We start from the raw sequence: 17,986 nt of genomic DNA on the forward strand, positions 1-17,986 counted from the left end.
GCTGATTGACGAGTCCTGACAAATGACACTGATTGCGGAACATATCGAAGGCGACACCCGGGATCGTATTCTCGAGGTGGCCGAGCGGCTGTTCCGCCTGATCGGCTACCAGAAGACCACGGTCGGGGACATCGCCAAGGAGCTCAGGATGAGCCCCGCCAACGTCTATCGCTTCTTCGAATCGAAGAAGGCGATCCATCAGGCGGTGGCGCAGGGCCTGATGGGCGAGGTCGAGCTCGAGGCGCAGCGGATCGTAGCCAGGCCCGGCCCGGTCAAGGAGCGTTTCCGGGAGCTGCTCACCACCATCCATCGCATGAACACCGAGCGCTATGTCGGCGACAACAAGCTGCACGAGATGGTCGCGATCGCGATGGAGGAGGACTGGGACGTCTGCGTCGCCCATATGGAGTGCATTGCCGGGGTGATCGGCCAGATGATCGCGCAAGGCGTTGCCTCCGGCGAGTTCGAGGCGCCGGACCTTCAGCTGGCCTCGCTGTGCGCCTGCACCGCGATGATACGCTTCTTCCACCCCCAGATGATCGCCCAGTGCGCCACCAAGCCGGGCCCGACCATCGACCAGATGATCGATTTCGTCATCGCGGGTCTGTCGCCGCGCCACTGACGGACGGGCGGATTTCTTCCTATAAGCTGCTTCTCTGTCATTCCGGGGCGCCTCGAAGGGGCGAACTATGGTGCGCAATTGCGCACCTGAGAATCTCGAGATTCCGGATTCGGTCCTCCGGGCCGCGCTTGCGCGGGGGACCGCCCCGGAATGACGGACAACGGAGATACAGCGCGTGACCGACAAAGACCTGTACTTCTACGAGCCCTCCAAGGGCCACGGCCTCAAGCATGATCCCTTCAACGCCATCATCGCGCCGCGGCCGATCGGCTGGATCTCCTCGCGCGACACCAAGGGCCACGTCAATCTCGCGCCCTACAGCTTCTTCAATGCGTTCTGCTACGTGCCGCCGATCATCGGCTTCTCCTCCACCAACTGGAAGGACTCGGTCGAGAACATCCAGCAGACCGGCGAGTTCGTCTGGAATCTCGCCACCATGGACCTCGCCAAACACATGAACGCGACCGCCGCGCATGTTGCCCCTGAGGTCGACGAATTCGAGATCGCCGGCCTCACCGCCGTGCCCGGCAAGCTCGTCAACGTGCCACGCGTCGGCGAAAGCCCGGTCGCCTTCGAATGCAAGGTGTCCGACATCGTCCGCCTCAAGGGCGCCGACGGCAAGGAGGCCGACGCCTGGCTGACGCTGGGCGAGGTCGTCGCTGTCCACATCGACAGGGCCATGATCAAGGACGGCGTCTACCAGACCGCCGCCGCCCGCCCGATCGTCCGCGCCGGCCGCCGCGGCGACTATTTCGAGATCAAGCCGGAAAACATGTTCGAAATGGTGCGGCCGGATTGATCGGTCGCGCCCGTAGCCCGGATGGAGCGCAGCGTAATCCGGGATTCTCCCCGCGCGGATAGGCCTACCCGGATTGCGCTTCGCTCCATCCGGGCTACGATCCATCGCCATTTTCCCCTCCCGGAACTGCCGCCGCACCCTGGCCGTTATGGTCCGGGGGCGCTTGGCCGCGTCAATGTCGCAGGCGAAGTCTTCACCGCCGCCGGCCGCTTTCCGCTAAAATGCCCGACAACCGCGCCGATGCATGAGGTCCGCCATGAGCTTCCGCCGCGACAAAATCACAAAACCGATCTTCTCCTGGGCCCGCGGCGTGCTGCCGGCGATGTCCGACACCGAACGCGAGGCGCTGGAGGCGGGCGACGTCTGGTGGGATGCCGATCTGTTCACCGGCAACCCGGATTGGTCGAAGCTGCTGAAAGTCCCGCAGGCCAAATTGACCGACGAGGAGCGGGCCTTCCTCGACGGACCCGTCGACGAGCTCTGCGCCATGCTCGACGAATGGAAGATCTTCTGGGAATGGCGCGACCTGCCGCCGGATGTCTGGCACTTCGTCAAGCACGAGAAATTCTTCGGCATGATCATTCCGAAGGAGTTCGGCGGCCTCGGCTTCTCGCCTTATGCCCATTCGGAAGTGGTGCGTAAGATCTCGACCCGCTCGATCGCCGCTGCCGTCACAGTCATGGTGCCGAACTCGCTCGGGCCGGGCGAGCTCCTGATGCGGTTTGGCACGAAGGAGCAGCAGGCGCGCTGGCTGCCGCGCCTCGCCGACGGCCGCGACATTCCCTGCTTCGGCCTCACCAGCCCGGAAGCCGGTTCCGACGCGGCTTCGATGGTCGACACCGGCATCATCTGCAAGGGCACCTTCGAGGACCGCGAGGTCGTTGGCCTGAGGCTCAATTGGCACAAGCGCTACATCACGCTCGGCCCTGTCGCGACGCTGCTGGGCCTCGCCTTCAAGGCCTATGATCCCGACCACCTCGTGGGCGACCAGGAGGAGCTCGGCATCACCGTGGCACTGATCCCGACCCATCTGCCCGGCGTCGAGATCGGCCATCGCCATCTGCCGTCGATGCAGGTGTTTCAGAACGGCCCGAACCGGGGCCGCGACGTCTTCATCCCGCTCGACTACGTCATCGGCGGTAAGGAGCGGCTGGGGCAAGGCTGGAAGATGCTGATGACCGCGCTCGCCGCCGGCCGCGGCATCTCGCTGCCATCGCTCTCTGCTGCGGGTGCCGCCTACGCCGCGCGCACCACCGGTGCCTATGCCCGGATCCGCGAGCAGTTCGGCATCTCCATCTCGAAATTCGAAGGTGTCGAGCAGCCGCTCGCGCGCATCGTCGCGACCGCCTATCAGCTGGATGCGGCGCGGCGGCTGACCTGCGCGGCACTGAATGCCGGCGTCCATCCTGCCGTCATCTCCGGCATCATGAAGCTGCATGCCACCGAGCGGATGCGCACCGCGATCGACGACGCCATGGACATCCATGGCGGCAAGGCCGTCATCGACGGTCCGCAAAACTATCTCGGCAATCTGCACCGCGCCGTGCCGGTCGGAATCACGGTCGAGGGTGCCAACATCCTGACCCGCAATCTCATCGTGTTCGGGCAGGGCGCCATCCGCGCGCATCCCTACCTGCTCGACGAGATGAACGCGCTGGCCGATACCGACCGTGAGCGCGGGCTGACCGCGTTCGACAAGGCGTTCTGGAAACATGTCGGCCATAGCATCCGGACCCTGTTCCGTGCCTTCGGCCAGAGCTGGACCTTTGGCGTCTTTGCGATGGCGCCCGATGCGGGCGACGCCACGCCATTCTATCGCCAGCTCTCGCGCTACTCCGCTGCGTTTGCACTCTGTGCCGACATGGCGCTGCTGACGCTCGGCGGCGCGCTCAAGCGCAAGGAGATGCTGTCGGCCCGTTTCGGCGACATTCTCTCCGAGCTGTACCTGCTCTCGGCGGCGCTGAAGCGGTGGCAGGACGAGGGCCGGCAGAAGGAGGACTTCGCCGCGCTCGAATGGTGCATGGCGACCGGCTTCAAGACGATCGAGAACCGGCTGGCCGAAATTCTCGCCAATCTGCCCAACCGCTTTGTTGCCGGCTTCCTCAAGCTCGTGGTCCAGCCGTTCGGCGCCCGCGTGCTCGGCCCCTCCGACCGCGTCGTGCATCAATGCGCTGCCATCGTGCTGGAGCCCTCGGCGGCGCGCGAGCGCCTCACGCGGGATCTCGCCCATGTCGATGACGACGGCGGCTTTGCCCGGCTGGAGCGCGCGTTCCTGCTGGTCGCAAGCACCGATGCGATCGCCAAGCGCATGCGCGCCGGGCGCCTAAGCGACTGGAAGGATGCCGTCGCCAAGGGCGTGATCACGCAGGCCGAGGGCGAGCAACTGGCCGCAGCTCATGAAGCCGTCACAAAAGTGATCGAGGTCGACGATTTTGCGCCGGAGGCACTGTCGCCGATTTACAAGAAAACCGTCAATGTGCATCAATTCTTTCAGGAACTCGGCGAACAGAGGGCGGCGAGCTGATGGCACGACCGGTATTCATCGTTGACGGCAGCCGGACGCCGTTCCTGAAGGCGCGCTCGGGGCCGGGGCCGTTCACGCCGGTCGATCTCGCCGTGCAATGCGGACGGCCGCTCTTGGCGCGCCAGCCGTTTGCGGCTGATAGCTTCGACCAGGTCATCCTCGGCTGCGTCAACGTGATCGCCGACGAGATGAACCCGGCCCGCGTTGCCGCGCTGCGGCTCGGCATGGGCGAGGACATGGTCGCCTTCACCGTGCAGATCAATTGCGGCTCCGGCATGCAGTCGATCGACACCGCCTACCGGTATATCCGCGAAGGTCACGCGGACATGATCTTGGCGGGCGGCACCGAAGCCCTGAGCCATGCGCCGCTGGTCTGGCCGAATTCCGGCGTGCGCTGGTTCGCCGGCCTTGCTACCGCCAAAGGGGTAGCCGCCAAGCTCGCCGCAGCGTTCAAGCTGCGTCCGCGCGACCTGAAGCCGATCATTGGCCTCGAGCGCGGGCTGACCGATCCCGTCACCGATCTGAACATGGGCCAGACCGCCGAAGTCGTCGGCCATCTCTTCGGCATTACGCGCGCACAGTCGGATGCCTATGCTGCCGAGAGCCATCGCCGGCTCGCGCATGCGCAAGGCGCTGGCTATCTGAAGGGCGAGGTCGAAGCCGCGTTCTCCCGCAACGGTAAATTCTTCGACCATGATGACGGCGTGCGGCCGGACTCGACGGCGGAGACGCTGGCAAAGCTGAAGCCGGTGTTCGAGCGCCCGTGGGGCCAGGTCACCGCCGGCAATTCCTCGCAGATCACCGATGGCGCGTCCTGGGTGATCCTCGCCTCCGACGCGGCGGTCGCAAAGCACAGGTTGACGCCGAAGGCTGTTATCGTCGACAGCAATTGGGCGGCGCTCGATCCCAGCATCATGGGCCTCGGTCCGGTGATGTCGGCAACACCGCTGCTTCAGCGCAACGGCCTCACGGTTCAGGACGTCGAGACCTGGGAGCTGAACGAGGCTTTTGCGACGCAGGTGCTCGGCTGCTTAGCTGCCTGGAATGACGACAAGTTCTGCCGTGAGATTCTCGGTCTCGACGGCGCTGCTGGCGAGATCGATCGTGATAAGCTCAACGTCGATGGCGGCGCGATTTCGCTCGGCCATCCCGTCGGCACCTCCGGCAACAGGATCGTGCTGCATCTCGTCAACGCGATGAAGCGGCTCGGCACGCGGCGCGGAATTGCCACCGAATGCATCGGCGGCGGGCTCGGCGGCGCCATGCTGATCGAGGCGGTGTGACCATGGATTCCAGGATCATGACCGTGCTCGGTGACCGCGTGCTCGAACTCGGGCCCAGGCCCGCGACGGACAAGCCGTACAGGCACTTCAAGCTGACGCGCGATGAAGACGGCGTCGCCTGGCTGCTGTTCGACCGCACTGATGCCAGCGCCAACACGCTGTCCTCGGATGTGATGGAGGAGTTCGACGCCGTGCTCGCGGCGATCGAGACCGAACGCCCGGCCGGCCTTGTGATCCGCTCCGCAAAACCGTCCGGCTTCATCGCCGGTGCCGACGTCAACGAATTCCGCGGCGCTGATGATCCCGAGATGGTGGAGACGCGCATCCGCGCCGCGCACGCGGTGGTCGATCATCTGGAAGCCTTGAAGCTACCAACGGTCGCGGTCATCCACGGCTTCTGCCTCGGCGGCGGGCTCGAGGTTGCGCTGGCCTGCCAGTCGCGCATCGCGATCGACGGTGCGCGCTTCGGCTTTCCGGAGGTGATGCTCGGCCTGCATCCCGGCCTCGGCGGCACCGCGCGTTTCACTGCGCTGGTCAATCCCGCCCAGTCGATGACGCTGATGCTGACCGGCCGCACCATCGACGCGCGCCGCGCCAGATCGCTCGGCCTCGTCGACACCGTGACGCAGGAGCGCCATGTCCGTGGCGCGGTGAAGGACGCACTGTTCGGCCGGCTGAAGCGGGCCAAGCCCGGCCTGCTCGCGCGTGCAGCCAATTTTGGCTTCGTGCGCGGGCTCCTGGCCAGGCGCATGCGCGCGGAGGCGGCGAAGGCCGCGTCCCGCGAGCATTATCCGGCGACTTACGCGCTGATCGACCTCTGGGAGACTCATGGCGGCAGCAAGGCCGCGATGCTGAAGGCGGAGCAGGCGTCATTCGCCAAGCTGATGGTGACGCCGACTGCACAGAATCTGATCCGCGTCTTCTTCCTGCGCGAGCAGATGAAGAAGGCGGCGGGCTCCGGCAACACAGTAAAGCATGTCCACGTCATCGGCGCCGGCGCCATGGGCGGCGATATCGCGGCTTGGGTAGCCGGGCAGGGGCTGCGCGTCTCGCTCGCCGACATGAAAGCCGAACCGATCGCCGGCGCGGTCAAGCGCGCCGCCGAGCTCTACGGCAAGATCATCCGCAAGCAGACCGAGGTGCGCGACGCGCTCGATCGTCTTATCCCTGACATGGACGGGGAGGGCGTTCGTAACGCCGATCTCATCATCGAGGCGGTGCCCGAAAAGCTGGAGCTGAAGCAGAAGGTCTATGCCGGCCTCGAGCCGCGGATGAAGCCCGGCGCGATCCTCGCGACCAATACGTCGAGCATTCCGCTTCAGGATCTGCGCACGAATTTGGCGCGGCCAGAGCGGTTGGTCGGCCTGCATTTCTTCAATCCGGTGTCGCGGCTGCAATTGGTCGAAGTCGTCAGCCATGACGGCAGCGACCCGCAGGTGCTGAAAGACGCGCTCGCGTTCGTCGGCGCCATCGATCGCCTGCCGCTGCCCGTGAAGAGCTCGCCGGGCTTCCTCGTCAACCGCGCGCTGACGCCCTACATGCTCGAAGCCATGGTGATGCTGGACGAGAAATTCGATCAGCGTCTGATCGATGCCGCGGCCGAGCAGTTCGGCATGCCGATGGGGCCGATCGAGCTGGCCGATCAGGTCGGGCTCGACATCTGCCTCGACGTCGGTGACATGCTGCGCACCAAGTTCGGCGATCTCCTGCCGCCGACGCCGGCGTGGCTGCGCGACAAGGTCGCCAAGGGCGAGCTCGGCCGCAAGACCGGCAAGGGCTTCTACACCTGGAAGGACGGCAAGGCCGAGAAGGCACCGCTCCCCGAGACCGGTCCGCGCGTCACTGATCAGATGATCGACCGCCTGGTGCTGCCGATGTCCAATGTCTGCGTTGCGGCGCTGCGTGAAGGCATCGTCGACGATCCTGATGCGGTCGACGGCGCCATGATCTTCGGCACGGGTTATGCGCCGTTCCGCGGCGGCCCGCTGAACTATGCGCGCACGCGCGGCGTGGAGAATGTCGTGTCCACCTTGCGCGGGCTCGCCGAGCGATTCGGCGGACGTTTCGCGCCGGATCCGGGCTGGGACCGTTTGCAATAGGGGGCCGTCGGTCAAAAGATGCTATCATGGGTGGTGGAGCCCGTGGGGAGTATCGCCGATGCCGACGATCCCGTTCTTCAAGCACGCGACCTTGCGCGAGATCATCATCACGCGGCTATGCTGCGGGGCCGATGTCGTCGTGATCCTTTGTTGCGTAGGCTATCTCGTCGGGCGTTATCCCGCGGTGGGATTGCGCTGGCCGTGGTTGATCGTGGCGCTCCTGGCCGGATATTTCCTCGCTGACCTGTTTTCAGGGCTTGTGCATTGGGTGGTCGACACCTGGCTCGACGAGCGGATGCTCGGCCGCGGCATCGCGATCACGCGGGAGCATCACACCCATCCCGGCCACGTTTTGCTCTACGGCTTCCTCGACCAGGCGTCCCTCGGTGCGGCGCCGAGCGCGGTGGTGGTCGGAGTCGCGGCCACCGTCACGGCGTTGTTTCCGGTTTCGGCGCTCACCTATGCGCTGATGATCGTCTGGTTCGTGATCGCGACCTGCATGCTGTTTGGCATGAGCTTTCACAATCTCGCGCACCGGCCTGTCCGCCCGCGGCTCCTGCGCATGGCGCAACGGCTGCATCTGGTCTGCTCACCCGAGCATCATGGGTGTCATCACCGTGACCACACCATCCGCTATTGTGTCATCAATGGATGGGCCAATTATCCGTGCGACCGTCTCCGGCTATGGAGCAGGCTGGAACGGTTGATAACGGCAACGACCGGACGCGCACCGCGGGCCGACGATGATGAGTGGCAACGCAAACTGAACGATACCGGAATCCTCGTCGGGTCGCCGCGGCCGATTGGATAGCGCAAGCTTGTCTCGCGTCGATGTTGCGTAAGGCGCCGCGGCTTTGTATCCAGAGCCGAGAGCCGCGGGAGACCAACCAAATGACCGACACGCACGTCCACGCCCCTATCAGCTCCGACACCGGGCCGAGCGGCGATCTCTGCATCCGCACGCTGGCGATGCCCGCCGACACCAATGCAAACGGCGACATCTTCGGCGGCTGGCTGCTGAGCCAGATGGACGTCGGCGGCGGCGTGTTTGCGTCAAAGGCCGCGAAGTCGCGCACCGTGACGGTTGCGATCGAGGCAATGAATTTTCGCAAGGCGGTCTACGTCGGCGATCTCGTGTCAGTCTACGCCAATCTCGTACGCGTGGGCCGCACCTCGCTCACCGTGCATCTGGAAGCGTGGGCGCTGCGCCGCGGGGAGGAGCATCCCTTCCTCGTCACCGACGGCAATTTCACCTACGTCTCGATTGACGAGCACGGCCGCCCGCAGGCCGTTCGCTCGACCGACACTGTCATCGCGACGTAATCGCGCGCGACGCTCTGCCTCATCTCACAAATGCGTGGCAAGCGCGTCAAACGCGGCACCAGTGAGTCATGTTCGTCGCCGCTTCGCCAAGAACCAGTCATAAAACGGATGAGGTCTCGGCGTACTCAATTGCGTGTCGATTCGGGGTGGAAACGGTCTCAAAATGCCTGGGAACCTTTGGGCATGAGTGCCGTTATTTGCCCGCACTGAGGAATCCACGGACCATGCCGGACAGCTACATCATCGAAGTCAATTCGCAGACCGCAGGTATCGTCGTTCGTTCTTCGGGAGGCTATTGCTTCTTTGCCTCGTCCCACCGATTCAACCGTCTCGAAGGCCAGCTCTTCCGTAACGCCCGCGAAGCCGAACGGGCCGCGAGCAAGCTGGTGAACGGTGACGTGAAGGAGGCGGCGTAAAGCGCTTGCTGCTTATTCCGGGCTCGCGGAGCGAGGTCGGAATTTTTTGCCGAGCACACCGCTGCTCCTTCCTTCTCCCCTTGTGGGAGAAGGTGGCGCGAAGCGCCGGATGAGGGGTATTTCGGCGTTCTCGAGATTCAGAGAAAGGGGCTCGCTGAGGCAACCCCTCACCCGTCTCGCCGCTACGCGACGAGCCACCCTCTCCCACAGGGGGAGAGGGTAAGAGTCGTCACAACTTCGTTGCTGCCCGCGACAGGAGCTTCCACTCGTCGCCCTGCTTCTGCCAGTTCATCAGGATGTGAAGGTTGGTCGACACTTTCTTCCCGTCGGCTGCCATCTCCTGTTCGCCCAGCCAGTGGAAGCGCACGATCGCTGCAGGACCGACGACCTTGATGGTGGGGTCCTTGTAGTCGATCGACAGGAATTTCGACTTGCCGTCAGTGGCGTTGGCGATGAAGGTCGCCTTGTCCTCGACCTTGCCGCTGGAATGGCTGTAGCTGAGGTCGTCCCAGCACAGTGCGCCGAGCGCCTTCGGATCGGCCGCGATCTGGGCGAGGCGGAAGGCCTCGACCTTCTTCGCCACGGCGTCCTCGTCCGCCGAAGCGGCGAGCGCCGATGTCGTGAGCGCAAGCGCGGAGACGGCCAGAGTCGAGAGAGCCAGATCGCGTCGGTTGATCGTCATCGTTTCCTCCTTTTTGATCTTGCGGCGAGTGTTGCAGCCGCGCGCGGCTTTGTCGAGTGTCACGTCGTCGTCATCAGCATGCGTCATTGCGCGGTCGAAGCCATATTGATACGTCTCGCGCATCAATGCGCCGTGGATTTGGGAAAGTACGGAAATGATCGAAGCCAAAACGGAAGCAATGGGCAGGGCTTTGCTGTTCGACATCGACGGCACGCTGGCCGACACCGACCCGCTGCACTTGAAGGCGTTCAACCAGGTGCTCGGCCCTCGCGGCCACGTCTTCGATCACGCGCGGTTCTCCAGAGAGCTGCAGGGTTTCGCCAATGTCGCGATCGGCGAGCGATTCCTGCCTGACGAGGCGCCGGAACGGCGCGCCTCGATCCTCGATGAGAAGGAGGAAGTCTTCCGTACGCTGGTGGCCGGGCAGATCGAGCCGTTGCCGGGCCTGATGGCGCTGCTCGACCGGGCTGACGCTGCCGGCATTCCCATGGTGGCCGTGACCAACGCGCCGCGTCTCAATGCCGAGCTGCTGCTCTCCGGCCTTGGCATATCGCATCGTTTCAAGGCGCTCGTGATCGGCGCCGAGCTGCCGCACGGCAAGCCGCATCCGCTGCCCTATCAGGAAGGGCTGCGTTTCGTCGGCGCGAGCGCAGAGGCCTCGATCGCATTCGAGGACTCCCGTACCGGCGTGCAATCGGCCACGGCGGCCGGCATTCCGACCATCGGCGTCCGGACCAGCCTCAGCCATGCTGACCTGGTTGCAGCCGGCGCAGTCGCGTCCGCCAGCGGCTTCGACGATCCGCAGCTGCTCGCGCGTCTCGCGAGCACCATGGCGTGGTGACGGGCCGCATAAGTTAACCGTGATCGGCGCGCGCATTGACCGAAGGCGCGAACCGCCGCACCATGCATTCTCCTGATTTGAGGCCTTTGCCGTGACCGGATTGACCCATCGCCAAGCCGAAATCCTCAACATCGCGCGGGCCTCGGGCCGCGTCATGGTCGAGGAGCTCGCGCGCCGCTTCGAAGTCTCGGCGCAGACCATCCGCAAGGATCTCAACGACCTCTGCGAGCGGAGATCGCTGACCCGCATCCATGGCGGCGCCATCATCGCCTCTGGCGTCGAAAACCTCGCTTATGAGGCAAGGCGCTTCGTCGCTGCCGACGAAAAGAAGGCGATCGGAGCCGCGGCCGCCTCGCTGATCCCGAACGGATGCTCGCTCTTCATCAACATCGGCACCACGACGGAGGAGGTCGCGAGCGCGCTGACCTCGCACGAGGATCTCCTCGTCATCACCAACAATCTCAACGTCGCGATGCTGCTCTACCGCCATCCCCGCATCGAGGTGGTGGTCGCCGGCGGCACGGTCCGGCGTGCCGACGGCGCCGTGGTCGGCTCCACCGCGACGCAGCTCATCGGCCAGTTCAAGGTCGACTACGCCATCATCGGCGCGTCCGCGATCGACGAGGAGGGGGCGCTGCTCGACTTCGACTATCGCGAGGTGCAGGTGGCGCAGGCCATCATCGCCAATGCCCGCAGCGTGATGCTGGTTGCCGATTCCACAAAGCTCCGCCGCAGCGCGCCGGTGCGCATCGCCCACATGACCCAGATCCAGACCTTCGTCACCGACCAGGAGCTTCCCGAGCGCCTCGCCACCATCTGCCATAGCAAGGGCATCGAGGTGATGGCGGCGATGCCGAAGGGGGCGGACATCGACGATGTGCCGGCCGATGCCCAGGATGCGGCACCAGAAGCCGCGCCGGTGGTGCGGCTGAGATAGAGGCTTATGTACTGCTCCACGGATTGAGCAGTGGCACGCCCGTAGGTTCAAGATCCTCCACATTGCGCGTAACGACGGTCAGGCCGTGGACAAGCGCGGTGGCTGCAATAAGGGCGTCGCGTTCGGCCCGCGGATTGGGAACGTGAAGTTGGGCACAACGCTGCGCCACGGCCGTATCGATAGCCAGGATCCGTCCTTCGAAGCGGGCCAGAATGTGATCGTCGATCCAGGCGCGCAGGACGGCACCTTGCACCGCGTCTTTGCGCTCGATCAGGCGCGCGCCAAGTTCAATTTCGAGAATCGAGATGGCGGACATGAAGAAATTCGCCGCGGGCGCTGTATTGGCCCAAGCAAGCACGTTGCGATCAGCCTTGTCCGGCCGCCTCAGTTCGGAAATGACGTTGGTGTCCAGCAGAAACATCAGTCGAGATCGGCGGGCCTGACGATTCCGCCGGCGATGCGAGGCGGATCGAAATCGAAGTCCGCGTTCGCCTGTGCCAGAGCTTCGGCAAGACTCATGTGCCCACCGCTCAGGCGCAGATAATCTTCGATGCTCAGCAGGACATGGGCTGGACGGCCGCGGTCGGTGATGAAGACGGGCCCCTTTGATGCTGCTTTCTTGGCACCGCTCGTATCCTGATTGAACTCTCGGCTGGTCAGGGTGGTGACCATCGGTTCGCGCCTCCTCGCCTGCGGTAGGGCAAATTATATGTAGGCATGTTGCTACATTCAAGTTCTCGATCAGCTGAAGCGGTGCAACGCGCCCCCCGGGCCGATCGGTCGAGCCGGCTGCCTCAAAACTTGTCCGTTCTCCTGCTGATTTCTCCGCCGTATTGACGCTGAAAAAGTTTCACTTTCATTTCCTTTCCTCCTCTCTTTCGTCTTGCTTTCGTTTTTCGGTGTGATCTAATCAAAAACGAAAGTAGCCGCTCGACAGAACGAGCGAGTCGCCGGGGGATGCGTCTGTTGGAGCGTATTTTCGACCTCGCCATCATTGGAGGCGGTGTTAATGGCTGCGGCATCGCGCGCGACGCGGTGGGCCGCGGCAACACGGTTTTCCTGTGCGAAATGAACGATTTGGCGAGCGGGACATCGTCCTGGTCGACCAAGCTGGTGCATGGCGGCCTACGCTATCTCGAATATTACGAGTTTCGCCTCGTTCGCGAGGCGCTGATCGAGCGCGAGATCCTCTGGGGCATCGGGCCCCACATCATCCGCCCCTTGCGTTTCGTATTGCCGCATCACGCCGGCCTGCGCCCTGCCTGGCTGCTGCGACTCGGCCTCTTCCTTTATGATCACATCGGCGGCCGCCATCTGTTGCCGGCGACCCGCTCGGTCGATCTGCGGCGTGACGAGGTCGGCAAGCCGCTGATCCCGAATCGCTACTCTCGCGCCTTTGAATATTCCGACTGTTTCGTCGATGACGCCCGCCTCGTCGTGCTCAATGCACGCGATGCCGCCGACAAGGGCGCCGAGATCCGCACCCGCACCCGCGCAACGGATATCAAGCAGTCCGACGGCCTCTGGACCGTGAGCATGGTCAACACGCTGACCGGTGAGCGCTCGCAGGTCCAGGCAAAGGCTCTGGTCAACGCCGGCGGCCCCTGGGTCGAGGACGTGCTCGGCCGCGGCGCCGGCGTCAACGCGAAAGCCAAGGTGCGCCTGGTGCAGGGCTCGCACATCGTGGTCAGGAAACTCTACGACCACGACCGCGCCTACATGTTCCAGAATGCCGACGGCCGCATCATCTTCGTGATCCCGTACCAGGACGATTTCACGCTGATCGGCACCACGGATCGCGATTATGACGGCGATCCCGCCAAGGTGAAGGCGACGGCGGAGGAGATCCAGTATCTCTGCACCGCGGCGAGCGAATATCTGGCGAAGCCCGTGACCCCCGACGACGTGGTCTGGACCTATTCCGGCGTGCGGCCGCTCTATGACGACGGGGCCAGCGAAGCCAAGGCCGCGACGCGCGACTACGTGTTCGAGCTCGACACGCCCGGCGGCGTGCCGTTGCTGTCGATCTATGGCGGCAAGATCACCACCTATCGCCGCCTCGCCGAGGAAGCGCTGGAGCGGCTCGCGCCCTATCTTCGCAGCGCAAAAGCGCGGGAGGGCTGGACCGGCAAATGGCCGCTGCCCGGCGGCGACATGAATGTCTCCGATATCGACGGCCTGATCGCCGAGCTGCAGCGCGGTTATCCCTTCCTCAGCCACGAGCACGCCAGGCGGCTCGCGCGCGCCTATGGCACCAAGGCCATCAAGCTGCTCGGTGACGCCAAATCATCGGCCGATCTCGGCCAGGCCTTTGGCGCGACGCTGACCGAACGCGAGGTTCGCTACCTCATGGCCAACGAATGGGCCGTGACCGCCGAGGACGTCGTCTGGCGCCGTTCCAAGCTCGGCCTGCGACTATCTGCCGATGAGATTGCTGCGCTTGACGACTGGATCAGGACCCACGCCGTGCCGCAAAGTCCTCTGCTGGAAGCGGGAGGACGCTCATGACCGTGACGCTCGATCACGTGACCCGAACCGTCGAGGGGGTCCAGCATATCCGCGACGTCTCGCTAACGCTCGAGAGCGGCACGTTGAACGTGCTGCTCGGGCCGACGCTGTCGGGCAAGACCTCGATCATGCGGCTGCTCGCCGGCCTCGACAAGCCGACCTCGGGCAAGGTGCTGGTCAACGGCAAGGACGTTACCGGCGCCGACGTGCGCCAGCGTTCGGTTGCGATGGTCTACCAGCAGTTCATCAACTACCCCTCGCTGACGGTCTACGAGAACATCGCCTCCCCCTTGCGCGTGCAGGGCAAGCCGCGCGACGAGATCGAGACGCGGGTGGCGGAAGCCGCAAAGCTGCTCCGGCTCGAGCCGTTTCTGAAGCGCACGCCGCTCCAGCTCTCCGGCGGCCAGCAGCAGCGCACCGCGATCGCGCGCGCGCTGGTCAAGGGTGCCGATCTCGTGCTGCTCGATGAGCCGCTCGCCAATCTCGACTACAAGCTGCGCGAGGAGCTGCGCGCCGAGCTGCCGCGCATCTTCGAGGCCTCGGGCGCGATCTTCGTCTATGCCACCACCGAGCCGACCGAGGCGTTGCTGCTCGGCGGCAACACGGTATGCATGTGGGAAGGCCAGGCGCTCCAGATCGGCGAGACCGCCAATGTCTACCGCCGGCCGCAGACGCTGCGCGTCGCCCAGGTGTTTTCCGATCCGCCGCTCAATCTCGTCGGTATCGAGAAGAAGAACGGGCAGGTCGCTTATGCCGGCGGCACCGCCTCGCCGGCCTCAGGGCTCTATTCGTCGCTGGCCGACGGCGCCTATCGCGTCGGTTTTCGCGCGCATCAGCTCGCGCTCGCCAATGGCGAGGCTGATCGCCATGCCTTCCATGCCACTGTCACGGTGACCGAGATCACCGGTTCGGAGAGTTTCGTGCATCTGACCCGCGAAGGATCGAACTGGGTGGCGGTGCTGCACGGCGTGCACGAATTCGAGCCCGGCCAGACGCTCGACGCCGTGCTCGATCCGAATGATGTCTTCGTGTTCGACGCTGCTGACCGGCTGGTCGCAGCACCTGGATCGTAGGAGGGGATGCGCCATGGCCCGCATTGACCTCGTCGATCTCGCCCATTCCTACGGCGGCAATGATGCGCCGCAGGACAGCTTTGCGCTGAAGCCGGTGACCATGACCTGGCGGCAGGGCGGCGCCTATGCGCTGCTCGGCCCGTCCGGCTGCGGCAAGACCACGCTGCTCAACGTCATCTCCGGCATCATCACGCCGTCGCGGGGGCAAATCCTGTTCGACGGCAAGGACATCACACCTCTGTCAACCCAGAAGCGCAATATCGCGCAGGTGTTCCAGTTTCCGGTGATCTACGACACCATGACGGTCGGACAGAATTTGGCGTTTCCGCTGAAGAACCGCGGCGTGCCGAAGGCCGAGATCGACAAGCGCGTCGCCGAGATTGGACGCCTGCTCGACCTCGAACCCTATCTGAACCGCAAGGCGACGCGGCTCACGGCCGATGCCAAGCAGAAGATCTCGCTCGGCCGCGGTCTCGTCCGTTCCGACGTCGCCGCCGTGCTGTTCGACGAACCGCTGACGGTGATCGATCCTGAGCTGAAATGGCAGCTCCGCTCCAAGCTGAAGGCGCTGCATCGCGAGCTCGACCTCACGATGATCTACGTCACCCACGACCAGACCGAGGCGCTGACCTTCGCCGACACCGTCGTCGTCATGCATGACGGCCGCGTGGTGCAGAGCGGTACGCCTGCCGAGCTGTTCGACAAGCCGGCGCATACCTTCGTCGGCTATTTCATCGGCTCGCCCGGCATGAACATCCTGCCGGCCGAGGTGAGGGGGCGCGAGGCGCGCATTGGCGGTCACGTCATCGCGCTGAACCGTGCTTACGACAATCTGCCTGTCGGCGCGAAGATCGAGATCGGCGTCCGTCCAGAATTCGTGGAGGTCGTGGCGCCTGCGCCCGGCCTGCTCACCGCGAAGATCGAGCGCCTCGACGATCTCGGCCGCATTCGTTTTGCGCGCGCCCGCTTCGGTGATGCAAAGCTCGCGGCGCGCGCGCCCGCGGGATTCACCAGCTCGGATGGCATGGCCGGACTGAAATTCGATCCGTCCCACGTCCACGTCTATGCCGACAGCCTTCTGGTGGAGGGAGCCGCCTGATGGACAAGACCGTCAACCAAAAAGCCTGGTTCCTGGTGCTGCCGGTGTTCCTGGTCGTCGCCTTCTCGGCGGTGCTGCCGCTGATGACGGTGGTGAACTATTCGATGCAGGACACCTTCGGCAACAACCAGTTCTTCTGGAACGGCGTCGGCTGGTTCAAGGAATTGCTCGATCCCTCCACCGATCTCGGCGGCCGCTTCCTCGCGTCCCTCGGCCGCAACCTGTTCTTCTCGCTGGTGATCCTCGCGATCGAGGTGCCGCTCGGCATCGTCGTCGCGTTGTCGATGCCGCGCGAGGGCTGGACCGTGGCGGCCTGCCTCGTGATTCTCGCGCTGCCGCTGCTGATTCCGTGGAACGTGGTTGGCACGATCTGGCAGATCTTCGGACGTCCGGACATCGGGCTGCTCGGCTATGTCCTCAACGCCGCGGGCATCGACTACAATTACGTCTCCAACGACATCGACGCCTGGGTCACCGTCATCGTGATGGACGTCTGGCACTGGACCAGCCTCGTCGCGCTGCTCTGCTATGCCGGCCTGAAATCGATTCCCGAAGCCTATTACCAGGCCGCCCAGATCGACGGTGCCTCGCGCTGGGCCGTGTTCAAGGCGATCCAGCTGCCGAAGATGAACCGCGTCTTGCTGATCGCCGTGCTGCTCCGCTTCATGGACAGCTTCATGATCTACACCGAGCCGTTCGTCGTCACCGGCGGCGGGCCCGGCAACTCCACGACCTTCGTGTCGATCGAGCTCGTCAAGATCGCGCTCGGCCAGTTCGACCTCGGCAAGGCCGCGGCGCTGTCGCTGGTCTACAATCTGATCATCCTGATCGTCTGCTGGATCTTTTACACCGTCATGACCAATGCCGGCGCCGAGCGGAAGGTTCAGGCCGAAAGCGAGCCGGCGGCGGAGCCGAAGCCTGCGGCCGCGCTCAAGCCCGTGCCCGCGCTCAAGCCAAAGGAAGGAGTGGCCTGATGCATTCGATTCCCGGCCGCCGCCTCATCATGGGGCTGTTCCTGATCTTCCTGCTGCTGCCGATCTACTGGCTCGTCAACATGAGCTTCAAGACCAACAGCGAGATCGTCTCGACAATGACGCTGTGGCCGCACACGCCGACGCTGCAGCACTACAAGCGCATCTTCACCGACGAGAGCTGGTATTCCGGCTACATCAACTCGCTGGAATATGTCGTTCTCAACACCATCATCTCGATCTCGGTGGCCTTGCCTGCGGCCTACGCCTTCTCGCGCTACCGCTTCCTCGGCGACAAGCACCTGTTCTTCTGGCTCTTGTCGAACCGCATGGCGCCGGCCGCGGTCTACGCGCTGCCGTTCTTCAATCTCTATTCGGCGATCGGCCTGTTCGATACGCCCTGGGCCGTTGCGCTCGCGCACTGCATCTTCAACGTGCCGCTGGCGGTGTGGATCCTCGAAGGCTTCGTCTCCGGCGTGCCGCGCGAGATCGATGAGACTGCCTTCCTCGACGGCTATTCCTTCCCGCGCTTCTTCATCAAGATCCTGGTGCCGTTGATCGCGAGCGGCATCGGCGTCGCCGCCTTCTTCTGCTTCATGTTCTCCTGGGTCGAGCTTTTGCTTGCGCGCACGCTGACCTCGGTGTCGGCCAAGCCGATCGCGGCGATCATGACGCGCACGGTATCGGCATCGGGCATGGACTGGGGCCTCTTGGCAGCGGCCGGCGTGCTCACCATCATCCCCGGCGCGCTCGTGATCTGGTTCGTCCGCAATTACATCGCGAGCGGTTTTGCGCTCGGTCGCGTCTAA

At 64.4% G+C, this 17,986-nt stretch carries 18 protein-coding genes; 15 read left to right on the forward strand and 3 right to left on the reverse strand.

Annotated elements, in window-relative coordinates; genetic code table 11:
- Window positions 1-22: 22 nt before the first annotated feature.
- From RAD04_RS11660 to RAD04_RS11695, 8 genes are all read left to right on the forward strand, one after another.
- Window positions 23-622 (forward strand): TetR/AcrR family transcriptional regulator, encoded by a 600-nt coding sequence (locus RAD04_RS11660; protein WP_461623908.1) that lies wholly within the window; start codon window positions 23-25, stop codon window positions 620-622.
- A 175-nt stretch (window positions 623-797) separates the two neighbouring features.
- A complete protein-coding gene (locus RAD04_RS11665) occupies window positions 798-1,421 on the forward strand; it encodes a flavin reductase family protein (RefSeq protein ID WP_028141751.1) in 624 nt (207 codons plus the stop codon).
- A gap of 256 nt (window positions 1,422-1,677) precedes the next feature.
- Window positions 1,678-3,945 (forward strand): acyl-CoA dehydrogenase, encoded by a 2,268-nt coding sequence (locus RAD04_RS11670; RefSeq protein WP_461623909.1) that lies wholly within the window; start codon window positions 1,678-1,680, stop codon window positions 3,943-3,945.
- The gene (locus tag RAD04_RS11675; RefSeq protein ID WP_461623910.1) at window positions 3,945-5,228 is read left to right on the forward strand and encodes an acetyl-CoA C-acetyltransferase; all 1,284 of its coding nucleotides are present in this window, start codon (window positions 3,945-3,947) and stop codon (window positions 5,226-5,228) included. The genes RAD04_RS11670 and RAD04_RS11675 overlap by 1 nt, the downstream gene beginning before the upstream one ends.
- Before the next feature lie 2 nt (window positions 5,229-5,230).
- Window positions 5,231-7,327 carry a 3-hydroxyacyl-CoA dehydrogenase NAD-binding domain-containing protein gene (locus RAD04_RS11680; protein WP_461623911.1) on the forward strand — a complete coding sequence of 699 codons (2,097 nt, stop codon included), beginning with the start codon at window positions 5,231-5,233 and terminating at the stop codon, window positions 7,325-7,327.
- Window positions 7,328-7,385: 58 nt separating this feature from the next.
- The gene (locus tag RAD04_RS11685) at window positions 7,386-8,138 is read left to right on the forward strand and encodes a fatty acid desaturase CarF family protein (protein ID WP_461623912.1); all 753 of its coding nucleotides are present in this window, start codon (window positions 7,386-7,388) and stop codon (window positions 8,136-8,138) included.
- 80 nt (window positions 8,139-8,218) lie between these two features.
- A complete protein-coding gene (locus RAD04_RS11690; RefSeq protein WP_461623913.1) occupies window positions 8,219-8,650 on the forward strand; it encodes an acyl-CoA thioesterase in 432 nt (143 codons plus the stop codon).
- Window positions 8,651-8,874: 224 nt separating this feature from the next.
- Window positions 8,875-9,066 carry a hypothetical protein gene (locus tag RAD04_RS11695; protein WP_461623914.1) on the forward strand — a complete coding sequence of 64 codons (192 nt, stop codon included), beginning with the start codon at window positions 8,875-8,877 and terminating at the stop codon, window positions 9,064-9,066.
- A 229-nt stretch (window positions 9,067-9,295) separates the two neighbouring features.
- Here the strand turns inward: RAD04_RS11695 and RAD04_RS11700 are convergent, their stop codons facing one another.
- Entirely contained in the window at window positions 9,296-9,748 is a 453-nt protein-coding gene (locus RAD04_RS11700) for a nuclear transport factor 2 family protein (RefSeq protein ID WP_091956352.1), read from the reverse strand.
- 154 nt (window positions 9,749-9,902) lie between these two features.
- On the opposite strand from RAD04_RS11700, the gene RAD04_RS11705 reads away from it, so the two are divergent.
- Together RAD04_RS11705 and RAD04_RS11710 are read left to right on the forward strand one after the other, a co-directional pair.
- The gene (locus tag RAD04_RS11705) at window positions 9,903-10,589 is read left to right on the forward strand and encodes an HAD family hydrolase (protein WP_461623915.1); all 687 of its coding nucleotides are present in this window, start codon (window positions 9,903-9,905) and stop codon (window positions 10,587-10,589) included.
- Between the two features lie 91 nt (window positions 10,590-10,680).
- Window positions 10,681-11,526 carry a DeoR/GlpR family DNA-binding transcription regulator gene (locus RAD04_RS11710; RefSeq protein WP_461619659.1) on the forward strand — a complete coding sequence of 282 codons (846 nt, stop codon included), beginning with the start codon at window positions 10,681-10,683 and terminating at the stop codon, window positions 11,524-11,526.
- A gap of 4 nt (window positions 11,527-11,530) precedes the next feature.
- Here RAD04_RS11710 and RAD04_RS11715 read toward each other — a convergent pair whose 3' ends face one another.
- Window positions 11,531-11,947 carry a PIN domain-containing protein gene (locus RAD04_RS11715; protein ID WP_461623916.1) on the reverse strand — a complete coding sequence of 139 codons (417 nt, stop codon included), beginning with the start codon at window positions 11,945-11,947 and terminating at the stop codon, window positions 11,531-11,533.
- Window positions 11,947-12,198: a type II toxin-antitoxin system Phd/YefM family antitoxin gene (locus RAD04_RS11720; protein WP_461623917.1), complete on the reverse strand. Its 252-nt coding sequence runs from the start codon at window positions 12,196-12,198 to the stop codon at window positions 11,947-11,949. Before RAD04_RS11720 ends, RAD04_RS11715 begins: the two co-directional genes overlap by 1 nt.
- Before the next feature lie 285 nt (window positions 12,199-12,483).
- Here RAD04_RS11720 and glpD point away from each other — a divergent pair, with 285 nt between their 5' ends.
- From glpD to RAD04_RS11745, 5 genes are read left to right on the forward strand one after another with little or no spacing between them, the layout of a single operon-like run.
- On the forward strand, window positions 12,484-14,034 hold the full coding sequence (gene glpD / locus RAD04_RS11725) for a glycerol-3-phosphate dehydrogenase (RefSeq protein ID WP_179737145.1): 1,551 nt from the start codon (window positions 12,484-12,486) through the stop codon (window positions 14,032-14,034).
- Window positions 14,031-15,107 carry an ABC transporter ATP-binding protein gene (locus tag RAD04_RS11730; protein WP_183259755.1) on the forward strand — a complete coding sequence of 359 codons (1,077 nt, stop codon included), beginning with the start codon at window positions 14,031-14,033 and terminating at the stop codon, window positions 15,105-15,107. The genes glpD and RAD04_RS11730 overlap by 4 nt, the downstream gene beginning before the upstream one ends.
- Window positions 15,108-15,120: 13 nt before the next feature.
- Window positions 15,121-16,206 carry an ABC transporter ATP-binding protein gene (locus RAD04_RS11735; RefSeq protein WP_038948336.1) on the forward strand — a complete coding sequence of 362 codons (1,086 nt, stop codon included), beginning with the start codon at window positions 15,121-15,123 and terminating at the stop codon, window positions 16,204-16,206.
- Window positions 16,206-17,180: a carbohydrate ABC transporter permease gene (locus tag RAD04_RS11740; RefSeq protein WP_091956114.1), complete on the forward strand. Its 975-nt coding sequence runs from the start codon at window positions 16,206-16,208 to the stop codon at window positions 17,178-17,180. The genes RAD04_RS11735 and RAD04_RS11740 overlap by 1 nt, the downstream gene beginning before the upstream one ends.
- Window positions 17,180-17,986, forward strand: coding sequence for a carbohydrate ABC transporter permease (locus RAD04_RS11745; protein ID WP_018323268.1), 807 nt, complete (start codon window positions 17,180-17,182; stop codon window positions 17,984-17,986). Before RAD04_RS11740 ends, RAD04_RS11745 begins: the two co-directional genes overlap by 1 nt.

Source organism: Bradyrhizobium sp. 25ACV, from assembly GCF_054863005.1.